Source organism: Kordiimonas sp. (genome assembly GCF_048264555.1).
Taxonomy (GTDB): domain Bacteria; phylum Pseudomonadota; class Alphaproteobacteria; order Sphingomonadales; family Kordiimonadaceae; genus Kordiimonas.
In genome coordinates this window covers 1-12006 of record NZ_JBLXCX010000014.1, presented here as the reverse complement: position 1 = coordinate 12006, position 12006 = coordinate 1, and the positions used below count along the sequence as shown (strand labels likewise).

Sequence of the window (12006 nt, the reverse complement as noted above, 5' to 3'; positions counted from 1 at the left end):
TGGGCCTGTTGAGGATGAAACAAGGTCATCATAGCTAAGTACGCGGCCACTGTGTGCAGCAGCAAAGTGTTGGATATCAAGCTTATGCTCGTCTAGCGCTGCCTTGAACTCCGCATACATCTCAGCAGGATCCGGAGCTCCACTCACAGCAAATGAGAAAAAATGATCCGCGCTGAATACCAGCTTGGCATGCGGGATATAGGTCACCAGGTTGTGGTTGGCATGCCAACTGGCGACATCCACCACCTGAACAAGGCCATCAGCATAAATACCGCGATTATCAGCGATCAGGAAGCGATCATCGCCGAGCTCTGATGTTATGACCGCACGCACAGCCTTCACATGTTCCCGGGCTACAATGAAGGTTGCACCTAACTCCGCCGCTTCTTGCATGCCACCAATATGGTCATCATGATGGTGGGTCACGATTTGATAGCGAAGTGGCTTGTCAATGCCGGAGAATGCCGTCATGGCTTTGAAGCGGTCACTAAGGCCAGGATAGCCGCCCGAAGCAATGTAATAGTCACCAGCATCAACAAAGACCGTAAAACCTCCGTTCGCACCAGCGAGATACACGTGATCGGCCAGGTGCTGGACAGCCATCTTGGAGTCATCAAGCATCTTTTGTGGCGGGCCGTATGTTGCGGGAATGGTATAGGCATCGTCGATGTCTGTGTTGAATGCTAGTGACCGTGCAGCACTTAGGCTGTCGGGTATGCCATCAAGCGTCACGTAAGTATCTGCCGCGTAACGGAAGGGCCCCTGTTTACGGTAATCACTGAAAACATAGCTATAGTAACTATCAGGCTTTCCACCCTGCCGGAGCATTTTGCTAACGAGACCGGTTATCTTGTCAATATACAGGTGAAACTCTGGATAGCCTTCCGGCTTGAAGGCAATGAGATGATGGGGTTTGCCGCGGTGAAACTCTTCGCCTTGATAGGTAGCCGTTGCTCGCGCTTCTAAGAGCATTTTTACCAGAACAGTATCAAGCCGCCATGACATTCCTTTGTCAGCGCGAGCGAAACTTGCTCGCGGCGCTTCTTCTACCGTTCGAGCAGTGTGTTGGAGCCGATATCCTTTTTTCCCGTTAAAGAAGGTGTGTTGAACATAGAGGCCCTGCACATAAACGCCGCCGATAGATTGAGCACTCTTCCGCTTGTTTTCAAAATCTATCGTTGTACTGGTCTGGTAGCTTACTTGATCAACTTCGGAGGCGCTTCGGCTTTGCCCTCTACGAAAACCTTTATAACTATCATTTATACGCAGGGTTTTTAGCTGGACGAGGGCGTCTCCGCCGTATGCTGCAACTGCTTTGTCGATTATCGCATCTTCTGTATCGCCTGCTGATGCGGCAAAAGTCGTGAGCATCAAGCCCGCTTGAACGGCGATATAGTATAGCTTCAACATAAATACAGTTTCCTCTTGCGTAATATTGCTTGCTGGTCAGTGGTACCCTACCCCTTTTTGGGGAGGCACAGCTATAGACGGAGAAGGGGCGTCAACCACTCCAATGAGGTGAGACGAATGAGGTATGCGGTCAGTTGTTCGTACCCCTAAAGTCTATCGTTTTTCGAATTTTATGGGCGGCGATCCGTTCCATCGCGCTTCGTAGATAATGCCTATCAACTCAGGATGGAAATCTCGAGGCAGACAGCCATCTGAACTGATGGCCTAGAGGAGTGCTTTATCCTTGGTGAAGTGAAGGGCAGGAGGCAAAGTGCGGGGAATTGTCAGTTTCTGAAGGGAGGTCGCGATATGAAGGTAGGAACAAAGCAGGTTATTGGAACGGTGCTCTGGTTGCTGACGGCGGGTGCTTCTCAGGCTCAGCAGGTAGCAGTCCCGCCGGATTTGTCGGTCGCGACGGATAAGGCAAATAAGCCTGATATGAGAGCACCTGAAGGCTTGGCCGAGCTCGCTTTCATGATTGGGAATTGGGAACTTTCCACCACCTTCGTTATTAAGGGAGAGACAACTCACACCAAAGCACGCATGCAGGCTTGGTATACCATGGGTGGTTTTGCGGTAGAGAGGCTACAGATTCATCCGAATGGTAATGCCGGTGAGGGTGTTTTTGTTTCAACGGAGCTGTTCTCCGTTCATCCAAAAACGGGTGAAATTGTAGGCGTCGCGCAAAACAATCTTGGCAATCGGAAATTTATTGAAGGCAAGTTCATTGATGGGGCTTTTACCACTACCGTAAGCGGTGAGATGTATGAAGGTGCCAAGATCATCAACCGGTTTGTATATTCTGATGTAACGCCCGACAGTTTCAGCATGCGGGCAGAAGCGTCAGATGACGAGGGGTTAACTTGGCGGGATGGTGGCTACCATGTTCGTGCTGTGCGCACTGAACCATAAGGCGGCCGAGGAGCAGCTTATTCTCCAGGTAAGCTCATATAACAATTGCATAAAAATGACCCGGCTCGTTTGAGCCGGGTCGAGGTAGTCACCCGTTTGGGAAGAACGGAGGAGACGATAATGCGGCGTCGCCATGGGCCGCTGCGAGGGTTTGCAGCAGGTGGCGTGGCAGCATTTTATTCCAGCCTCTTGGGCCAGCTTTGATTAGAAAGCCATAATCAACTCCAGCCCCAATACCCGGCCGCGCTTCAGAGTTGAGAAGGTGCCGCCCTGTGGTCGGTCTGCAAAGGGTTGTGCGCGGCCTGTTGAGAGCGGCCCGCCGAAGGGAAGTTGTGTATCGTTTCCTGCGATTGCCTCGTCCAGGAGGTTTTTCCCGTATACCGAGACAGTCAGGCCGGTGATAGGCGTTTGCCAAGCGAGACTGGCATCAAGCATGGTCGCATCACTGATCCAGCCCAAGTTGTTGTCGCTGTAGGCAAAAGCGTCTTTATATTGCAGGTTCGATCTAAGGGTAAGGTGACCCGCTCGCCCTATATTCTTGTCCCAAATAAAGCCAACGCCATAGGTGGCATCGGGAACACGGGGTATTTCAAGCCCAAGATCATTGGTGTCGGTGACCCCATCTCCAGAAATATCTGATCGTACGTCCTGATAAGAGGCGTCAATCAGCCCGATGTTTCCCATCAGAAGGAAGGTTTCTGACAAACGAACGGTGGCTTCCATCTCAAGCCCAAGGATTTCAGCGTCAGCAGTGTTCAAAATGAACTGCGATACTCCTGAGGTGGCCGATGCGACGTTTACCTCGCGTTGCATGTTATCAACCCGGTTAAGGAAGCCCGCCACGTTCATGGTGAAGCCTCCATCGTCGCTGCGGTACTTAAGACCGAGTTCATACGCGTCCACACTCTCTTCATCAAAGGAGAGGGAGCCCGCTTGAGCTGCCTGTTCCAGAAACGCGGCCGGGTTTGTAATGCGGAAATTATAGCCGCCGGATCGGAAACCTTTGGTGTAGGAGGCATAGGTTTGCAGCGTCTCCGAGACGGAATATTGAAGCCCGATTTTTGGCGTTACGTTGGACCAGTCATCTTTGTCAGAAACATCGTCTGGGCATGTATTGTTTACCACCGAACAGGGCATTGGCCGCGGTATGGTGTAAGCGATCGTGGCATCTTTTTCTTCCGCAGAATATCGAAGCCCGACGGTTGCGGTCAGCCTGTCGGTGATATGATAGTCGGTCTGCGCAAAAATACCCCAAACAGTGTGATTTTGAGCACCACCACCATAGAAGGACAGTGGCGTGACGGGCGGAAGATGTCGGATCTCGGTGTAGGCAACATCCTGCTGGAAGTAATATGCGCCCATGGTTAGTTCAAGCGCTCCGAACTGCCCGGCATATCGCAGTTCACCAGAGAACTGTTCCTGATGCAGATCACTATCTGAGTGAAAGATAAAAGCAGGCAGGGCGTCGATGTCGCCGCTTGTTTGCTGTTCAAAGTCTCGGTATCCAAAGATAGTGGTAACGGTACCGTCACCAAAACCCACATCGAGGTCTGTGCGAAGCGATGCCAGTGTTGCCTTGCTGTCAAACAGGCCTCTGTTGTCATTAGAGAAATCGAAAGAGCCTCGCTCAAAAAGGCCGCGATTCTGGCCGACAGGCCCATCCGCGTCCACATTCAGGTGCTCTATCTTCGCAAGGACACTAAATCCCTCCGTGGGTAGAAATTCGAGGGAGCCTCGAACGAGCGTGGTTTCTCCTGCCCCGCGATTTTCACCAGTGCCAAGGTCCTTGAAATAGCCCTTGTCATCGTTGAGGTAGGCCGAGAGCCGACCGTTTAGCTTGCCGTCCACGAGGGGCCCTGAGATATAACCCTGCACATAATAGCTTCCGCCACCACGGCCGCTATCGACAGGGGCTTCATAAGCAACACGCGCTTTTGCTTCAAACTCAGGGGTAGGGGTGCCGGTGTTGATCAGGACCGCGCCTCCTGTAGTGTTGCGGCCGAACAGCAAGCCCTGAGGACCACGTAAGACCTCGATTGACTTGAGGTCAAACGTGTCTTGGATCAGGCCGTTGTTGATGCCGATGTAGACGCCGTCAACAAATACACCAACTGTTGGGTCAATAGACGGGATTGAAGAGTTGATGCCAAGCCCCCGAATTGAGAAGTTCGCGACACCTTTTGAGGTGCCAACATCATCCAGCGACACGTTTGGGGACGAATAGCTCAAGCTCTCAATATCTCGTATCTGAAGAGCTTCAATTGTGTCTGCATTAAACGCTGTGACAGCAACCGGTACGTTCTGGACGTTCTCAGGATCTTTTTTCTTTCTGGCTGTCACAGTGATAACGTCCAGAATGCGGTTTATAGCGCCAGATTTCTCATTGGTTTCATCTGCCGCTATTGTCGTGCTCCAACTGCACATAAGCGCTAGTACACCCGCGCTTGTCAGAAGATGTTTCATTATTTCCTCCCAGATATAAAAAAGGACTTTACCTAGGCAGAGGCGCGCCCTTTGTCGTTTGTTGTATATACATCATTGACCTTTGTACGTTTCCTCACGATACGGGTACTTGACACGTGAGGCCCTTCAATAGTCGCCCAATAGTGTATATACATCATAAATGGATTCCGGCAACTTGAAGAGCGAATTTATTGATATTTCTTCTCATTTCACGTAAGGAATGCATCTCCTGTGATGTAGATGCACGATAGGGCATGGCTTGTGGATAAGGTGAGGGACGTAGGGGAGCGATGTGCCGCAGCACGAGTGCTGAGGGCAAGCCGTGTCGTGACAAAAAAGTATGATGATGCGCTTAAACCGGTTGGGTTGACCGTGACGCAATTTTCGCTGCTTAACGCTATATCTTATCTGAAACCGGACTCTTTTGCCCTTATTGGGAAAAGCTTGGATGTCGACAGGACCACTCTCTCGAGGAATCTCTCATTGCTGCACAAAGCTGGCCTTGTGCATCTAGGGGAGCCGGGCAGTAACCGCAAGCGTGAGGTGTTGCTAACAACCCGGGGCGCGGAGAGGCTGGAAGAGGCTTATCCATACTGGAACGAGATACAAAAAGAGATTGAAGCCATTTTCAGCTCAGATGAGTACGCACTTCTTGGGCAGATGTTGGCACGGCTGCGCCAGCTTGGCTGACGATTGACACGACGGCGTTACCAATTTATCCAGTATATAACTTATTAATCTGACAATTAATCGTTTTATTAGATTAATGAGATCAGATCATTCAATTTCAGAAAAGAAAAACTTTGGTTTATCGATAAGTCTTCCTAATCAGGAGGGATTACCGATGCTCAAACATTCATTATCGGCCATCGCGATACTCGCTGTTGGTCTTTCAATATCAGCACCATCCATGACTGTCACGGCTGATGACAAAGTGCCCACCAACTCTTTTTGGTGGCCAAACCAGTTGGATCTCGGGCCACTTCGTCAAAGTGACGCAGTGGCAGACCCGATGGACCCGTCCTTCAACTATGCAAGAGAGTTTGAAACGCTCGACCTTGAGGCTCTAAAGGCAGAGATTGAGCAGGTGATGACCACATCACAGGATTGGTGGCCGGCCGACTATGGTCACTATGGTCCGTTTTTCATTCGCATGGCTTGGCACAGCGCTGGCACATACCGTCTCTTTGATGGCCGTGGTGGTTCAGACGGCGGCATGCAACGGTTCGCACCACTCAACAGTTGGCCAGACAACGCGAACCTTGATAAAGCACGTCGTCTGCTGTGGCCGCTCAAACAAAAATATGGCAACAAGATTTCCTGGGGGGACCTGATGGTGCTCGCTGGCACTGTTGCCATGGAATCGATGGGGTTCAAAACCTTTGGTTTCGCTGGTGGTCGCGTCGACAAGTGGCAGCCTGAGGAAGTTTTTTGGGGCCCGGAAGGCGAATGGCTCGGTAGCGATCGCCACACCGCTGACAGGAAACTTAAAGGGCCGCTGGCTGCAACCCGTATGGGGCTCATTTATGTGAACCCGGAAGGGCCAAACGGCAACCCTGATCCGCTGCTGGCGGCAAAAGACATTCGCGACACTTTTGGCCGTATGGCTATGAGTGATGAAGAGACAGTGGCCCTGATCGCTGGTGGTCACACCTTTGGTAAAGCACACGGTGCTGCAGACCCATCCAAATATGTGGGCGCTGAACCGGAAGCCGGAAGCCTTGAAGAACAGGGCCTGGGGTGGAAGAACAGCTACAAAAGCGGCAAGGGCGCCGACACGATCACCAGTGGCCTTGAAGGTGCCTGGACCATCAGCCCAGCTGAGTGGACACACAACTATCTGCAAAACCTCTTTATGTTCAACTGGGTAAAAACCAAAAGCCCGGCGGGTGCCACGCAGTGGATTCCCGACGATGAAAGCGCTTCAGAGTTTGTGCCGGATGCGCATGACCCGATGAAGCGTCATGCACCAATCATGTTCACAACCGATCTCGCGCTCAAGTTTGACCCCGAGTACCGCAAGATTTCCCAGCGCTTCCTCGATAACCCTGAGGAGTTTGAGCTGGCGTTCGCGAAAGCATGGTTCAAGCTTACGCACCGCGATATGGGCCCGCGTACCCGTTATCTGGGTTCAATGGCGCCCTCTGAAGCGCTGATCTGGCAGGATCCTGTGCCAGCGGTTGACCATGCGCTTGTGGATGAGAGCGATATCAACGCACTCAAAGCACAAGTGCTGTCATCTGGCTTGACCGTACCTGAGCTGGTGCGCACGGCGTGGGCGTCTGCATCCAGCTTCCGCGGTACCGATATGCGCGGCGGTGCAAATGGTGCGCGCGTTCGCTTGGCACCGCAGAAAGACTGGGCAGCGAACAACCCTAAGGAGCTTGCCAAGGTTCTGAAAACACTTGAGGGCATCCAAAACAAGTTCAACACGGCACAGGCGGGGAACAAGAAAATCTCCCTTGCTGACCTGATCGTTCTGGGCGGTGCTGCCGCTATTGAGCGTGCTGCGGAGAACGCGGGCCATAAAGTGACAGTACCGTTTATGCCGGGCCGCACTGATGCGACGGCTGAAATGACAGATGCGTCCGCGTTTGATGTACTGAAGCCGACGGCAGATGGTTTCCGTAACTATTTTGAAGCGGATAACCCACGTTCGCCCGCAGAAATGCTGGTAGAGAAGGCAGCGATGCTGAACCTGACCGTGCCTGAGATGACGGCCCTTCTGGGTGGCATGCGTGTACTGGGCGCCAACACCGGCGGTGCAAAACACGGTGTGTTTACGGATAAGCCTGGCACATTGAGCAATGATTTCTTTGTAAACCTGCTTGATATGGGAACGGCGTGGAAGAAGTCTTCAAGTGCGCAAGGTATCTATGAAGGGCATACTATCGGCTCTACGGATGTGAAGTGGACAGCAACGCCGGTTGATCTGATTTTCGGCTCTAACAGTGAGTTGCGGGCTATCTCAGAAGTTTATGCCACTCAAGGCGCTGAAGATAAGTTCGTGAAGGACTTTGTGGGTGCTTGGACGAAGGTAATGAAGGCGGACCGTTTCGATCTTTAATAGCGTAAGCTATATTACCGATTAATAAGCTATTGAGAAGGCCAGCATCAAAGGATGCTGGCCTTCTTTCACATATGGGGGCTAGCCTATTACGTCGCGATAGAGACGTAATAGGTTGGTCCCAAAAACCTTTTCGAGCGTTGAGGTGCTATGACCGCGTTTTTTCATGCCGTCCCAGATAACTTCCATACGCCTTGGGCCGTTAAGCTCCTCAAAGTAAAGCGGCCATTCTTTGTCATTGAAATTGGCGCCTTCTTCGCGTTTTAGCTCTGCGATATATTCAGGTGTCATATTGAGCCGACGATGGTCTCTGTCGCTCCCGATCCCGACATGCTCAACGCCTGCGACCTTGATGGCATGCTCGATATGTTCAAAATACACATGCAGAACGTCTTTTTTTTCATGGGTCATGAACGGACGCATTTGACAAATGCCGACAACACCGCCTGTGTCGGCCACAGCCCTCATGTTTTCGTCTGTGGTGTTCCGCTCGTTCTCAAACAATGCCATAGCGCAGGTGTGTGAGATATGTACCGGTTGCGTGGAGGCCTTGGCCACATCTGCCATTGTGCGCATGTTCGCGTGTGATAGGTCTATCAGCATGTTGGTGCTATTGAGCTTTTCAACAAGCTCATGGCCGAATTTGGTGAGGCCTGAGCCGTTTTTCTCCTTGCAGCCAGAGCCCGCCCAGTTTTGGTAGTTATAGGTGATCTGGCATACTCGCTGCCCGAGATTGTAGAAAAGATCAATTTTATCAAGGTCACGGCCAATGTGAGTCGAGTTCTGCGTAAGGTAGAACAGGGCAATCTTGTTTTCAGTCCGCGCCCGCTCAATATCCTTTACCGATGTGGCCTTCAGGTAAAACTGGCTGTTGTTCTTGATGATCGTGTCATACTCGTGAATGCCTGCAAGGGTGACATCAAACGCTTCCTGTTCATAGGTTTTGGGGTCGCAGAGTGTGACAGTGATGGCATTCAAGCCACTATCGATGATCTCGGAGATCAGGCTATCAGTATAGACATCCCTGATTTCACCCATAGCATCAAAGATAAAGGCCTTCTGGGTTGGGGTTTGACTGGTTTTATTTAGGGTGCCGAGTGCTGATGTGCTGGTGGCAAGGGTCGCTGCACCAGCAGTGAGGCCGAGCGTGAAATTGCGGCGTGTGATCATGGAGTTTCTCCCGCGCGAATTGATGGGGCAAAATATAAACGGGCGGCCGGAGCCGCCCGAAAATGCCTGTTAGAAGTTATACTTCAAACCTGCGTAGTAGTATCCGCCACTAAGGCCAAACACAGCATGGTTGTCATATAGAATGCCAAGCGGTTCAAAGATCGCTGCCTCGCGGCCTGGAGGATATTTGTTGAAGATGTTACGTCCACCAACATGCACCTCGAAGTTTTCATTGATGGCATAGGTTATCTGCGCATCGAACAACACTTCTGCTGACCGGTGAAGAACGGGGTCAGCTGCGATACCGTTCCGGTCCCAGGCGCCATAGTAGATACCACGAACCATGAAGTCGAAATCACCAACATGATGCGTGATGCCAAGGTTACCGTTCCAGCGTGGGATACCGCGTTCAAACTCGTGCACTTTGCCTTCCGAGAACACACCCGCCGGGTCGCTTCTGAGAATTTGCTCATTGTAGTTCACCGCGAGATTGAAATCGGTTGAGGTATCACCTTCACCCCAGAAATGAGTGTAGGTGCTTACGAGGTCAAACCCGCGAACGCGTGTATCAAGACGGTTCTGGAAGAAGCGCACCTGTTGCACAGAGCGACCATTGGGATAACCGAGGCTATCCAGGGCATCGCGCTGCGCCTGAGTGGTGTTGATGGAATCGTTCAGTAGTAGACGGTCATCAACGTCGATCTGATAGAAATCAAGCGTGAAGGTGAGGCCTGACTCGAGCGACATCACGATACCTGCTGAAAGGTTGAATGACGTTTCCGGCACCAGCGGGGTGGAACCAAAAAGCTGTGCCTCTTCAGAACCCGGCGTCAAAACTGCATCAAGGATAAAATCACCGGCTTGAGTCAACTGAGAAGTCTGGCTTGCGCCAAACACCTGACCAGCAGCGGGGGCGCGGAAGCCCGTGCTCATTGCACCGCGAAGCGACAGGTTATCGCTCAGGTCATATTTGGTGGCGACCTTGTAGCTGAAGTTGTCACCAAACGCCTGATAGTCTTCGTAGCGCGCGGCGGCTGACACCAACCAGTTTTCGGTTACATCAACTTCTGCGTCGATATAGAAGGCATAGCTGTCTGTGCCAAAAGCACCCGCAACGTCAGGGCTGAAACCTTGGAAACCGTTTGAGCCCACAGGTAGGTCACGAAGCGGGCCAATGGCATATGATGCCTTGTCGCCAGCGCCGATCGTATAGGCTTCGTTCCGGTAAGACATGCCACCAAAAATGGTGATGTCGCTGAAGAAGATGTCGTTCTTCACATTATACCAGGCTTCAGCATCTACTTGATACTCGCGCTGTGCCAGTGAGCCCGGCTTGAAGGATGTTGGCGAGTTCACACCCAATGATGGGTTGATCGTGTTGAAGATGGTATAGTCAATCTTGTTGCGACCCCAGCGGAAGGAGAGATCCCAGCTCAGGCTATCTTCATCTTCGTTGGTTAAGCCAACAACGGTGCTGAAGTCGATCTGGTCACCACGAAACTGCGGGGTGAAACCACCTGGGTAAATTTCCGTCAGGTCAAACTTCTCAGGATGTGCTTCTGTTTCATCGAATGCAGAATCTGCAAAGGTCGCGTGCGCGCCACCGCCGCTGTTCGCGACTGATTGACGATAGTAGAAACCAACCGTGCTGTCAGATTTGGTGTAGTTACCAAACATATAGGCGCGCATGGTATCATTCAGTTGCAGGCCTGTGTTCCATGCGGTTTTGATCGCTTCATACTCTGGCTCACCAGTGTTGATTGCGGGCATTGGAACATTGGGTACACCCGCATCAATCAGGGCCTGCGCGCCTTTGTGAATACCTGCGCGCTCTGTCTTGTTTTGGCTGTTGTACTGGGCGCTCAGGTTTACGAAGCCATTCGCGGAAAGAGGCAGGCCGATGTTTCCTTGCACATCGAAAGTCTCCCCTCCGCCATCGATGTATTTGCCTGCGTGACCGGTAACCGAACCGCCTTCGCTGGCGTTCTTCATGGTCATGTTGATCACACCGGCAATGGCGTCAGAGCCATATTGAGCCGCCGCGCCGTCGCGCAATACCTCGATTGACTTGAAAGCAATGGATGGCAAAACGTTAAAGTCCTGACCCTGCGAACCTGACGTGGTGGCGTGGCCTGTACCGATTTGCACAACGGAAGACCGGTGCCGCCGTTCGCCATTCAAAAGCAGAAGCACGTGGTCAGCCGGGGAACTCCGCAGCGTTACCGGACGCACGAAAGACGAACCGTCATTCAGGTGCAGCCGTTTTACGTTGAAGCTTGGTACCAGTGTGCGAAGCGCGGTGTTCACATCCGTGTAGCCGGTGCTTTCCAGGTTTTTGGGCAGGAAGACATCAACAGCAACAGGGCTGTCAGCTACTGTCCGGCCCTGACGACGCGAACCAAGTGTAATGATCTCTTCAAATTCTTCGATTTCAGCAATGTCGCTGTCATCTGCATATGTTGGGGCAATTGCCGCCGCTGCCAGTCCGATCGCTGAGACGGATGACAGCCAAGGCCTCATATACCGCATAATAACCTCCCTAAGGTCGTTTGTTTGCGGAGAAGGAAAACCTTCTCTTTCTTTGCAGCACCACCTGGAGGCCACCAGCCCACGTTGATCGAGCGCTTGGGGGCAAGGGGTGCTGGAGATAAAACGAAAGTTGGAGGAATATGCGACACGCAATTACAGCGTGTTGTGCAACTATATGATATTGCGTGGTTTCTGAGATTTGAAAGGCCCGCTCGGGCGGGCCTTTTCCTTTTTTACAGATCGAACTTTATGCCTTGAGCGAGGGGCAGTTCCTTGGAGTAGTTTACGGTTGAAGTCTGGCGGCGCATATAGGCGCGCCAGGCGTCTGAACCACTCTCACGGCCACCACCGGTTTCCTTCTCGCCGCCGAAGGCACCACCGATCTCTGCGCCGGATGTGCCGATGTTCACATTGGC

At 52.1% G+C, this 12006-nt stretch carries 7 protein-coding genes and 1 pseudogene; 3 read left to right on the top strand and 5 right to left on the bottom strand.

From position 1 onward, the window contains the following. Window positions 1-1410: hypothetical protein (locus ACN0XZ_RS18670; protein WP_417459331.1), on the bottom strand; the 1410-nt coding region annotated here is incomplete at its 3' end. A 348-nt stretch (window positions 1411-1758) separates the two neighbouring features. Between ACN0XZ_RS18670 and ACN0XZ_RS18665 the strand changes: the two genes are divergently transcribed. Further along, on the top strand, window positions 1759-2361 hold the full coding sequence (locus tag ACN0XZ_RS18665) for a hypothetical protein (protein WP_417459330.1): 603 nt from the start codon (window positions 1759-1761) through the stop codon (window positions 2359-2361). 204 nt (window positions 2362-2565) lie between these two features. On the opposite strand, the gene ACN0XZ_RS18660 is transcribed toward ACN0XZ_RS18665, so the two are convergent. Beyond that, window positions 2566-4824, bottom strand: a complete 2259-nt coding sequence (locus tag ACN0XZ_RS18660) for a TonB-dependent receptor (RefSeq protein ID WP_417459329.1) — start codon at window positions 4822-4824, stop codon at window positions 2566-2568. A 240-nt stretch (window positions 4825-5064) separates the two neighbouring features. On the opposite strand from ACN0XZ_RS18660, the gene ACN0XZ_RS18655 reads away from it, so the two are divergent. Together ACN0XZ_RS18655 and katG are read left to right on the top strand one after the other, a co-directional pair. Beyond that, the gene (locus ACN0XZ_RS18655; RefSeq protein WP_417459328.1) at window positions 5065-5514 is read left to right on the top strand and encodes a MarR family winged helix-turn-helix transcriptional regulator; all 450 of its coding nucleotides are present in this window, start codon (window positions 5065-5067) and stop codon (window positions 5512-5514) included. Window positions 5515-5734: 220 nt separating this feature from the next. After that, on the top strand, window positions 5735-7891 hold the full coding sequence (katG, locus tag ACN0XZ_RS18650) for a catalase/peroxidase HPI (protein WP_417459332.1): 2157 nt from the start codon (window positions 5735-5737) through the stop codon (window positions 7889-7891). A gap of 81 nt (window positions 7892-7972) precedes the next feature. Here katG and ACN0XZ_RS18645 read toward each other — a convergent pair whose 3' ends face one another. The 3 genes and pseudogenes from ACN0XZ_RS18645 to ACN0XZ_RS18635 form a co-directional block, all read right to left on the bottom strand. Then, window positions 7973-9061, bottom strand: coding sequence for a dipeptidase (locus tag ACN0XZ_RS18645; protein WP_417459327.1), 1089 nt, complete (start codon window positions 9059-9061; stop codon window positions 7973-7975). 69 nt (window positions 9062-9130) lie between these two features. Continuing rightward, on the bottom strand, window positions 9131-11590 hold the full coding sequence (locus tag ACN0XZ_RS18640; protein WP_417459326.1) for a TonB-dependent receptor plug domain-containing protein: 2460 nt from the start codon (window positions 11588-11590) through the stop codon (window positions 9131-9133). A gap of 233 nt (window positions 11591-11823) precedes the next feature. Next, window positions 11824-12006, bottom strand: a pseudogene (locus ACN0XZ_RS18635) (aldehyde dehydrogenase family protein); the annotation flags it as partial.

Excerpts from the sequence above, each read along its gene's own strand:
- ACN0XZ_RS18665 (WP_417459330.1), top strand. The coding sequence starts at position 1,759 with ATGAAGGTAGGAACAAAGCAGGTTATTGGAACGGTGCTCTGGTTGCTG.
- ACN0XZ_RS18660 (WP_417459329.1), bottom strand. The coding sequence starts at position 4,824 with ATGAAACATCTTCTGACAAGCGCGGGTGTACTAGCGCTTATGTGCAGT.
- ACN0XZ_RS18655 (WP_417459328.1), top strand. The coding sequence starts at position 5,065 with ATGCACGATAGGGCATGGCTTGTGGATAAGGTGAGGGACGTAGGGGAG.
- katG (WP_417459332.1), top strand. The coding sequence starts at position 5,735 with ATGACTGTCACGGCTGATGACAAAGTGCCCACCAACTCTTTTTGGTGG.
- ACN0XZ_RS18645 (WP_417459327.1), bottom strand. The coding sequence starts at position 9,061 with ATGATCACACGCCGCAATTTCACGCTCGGCCTCACTGCTGGTGCAGCG.
- ACN0XZ_RS18640 (WP_417459326.1), bottom strand. The coding sequence starts at position 11,590 with ATGCGGTATATGAGGCCTTGGCTGTCATCCGTCTCAGCGATCGGACTG.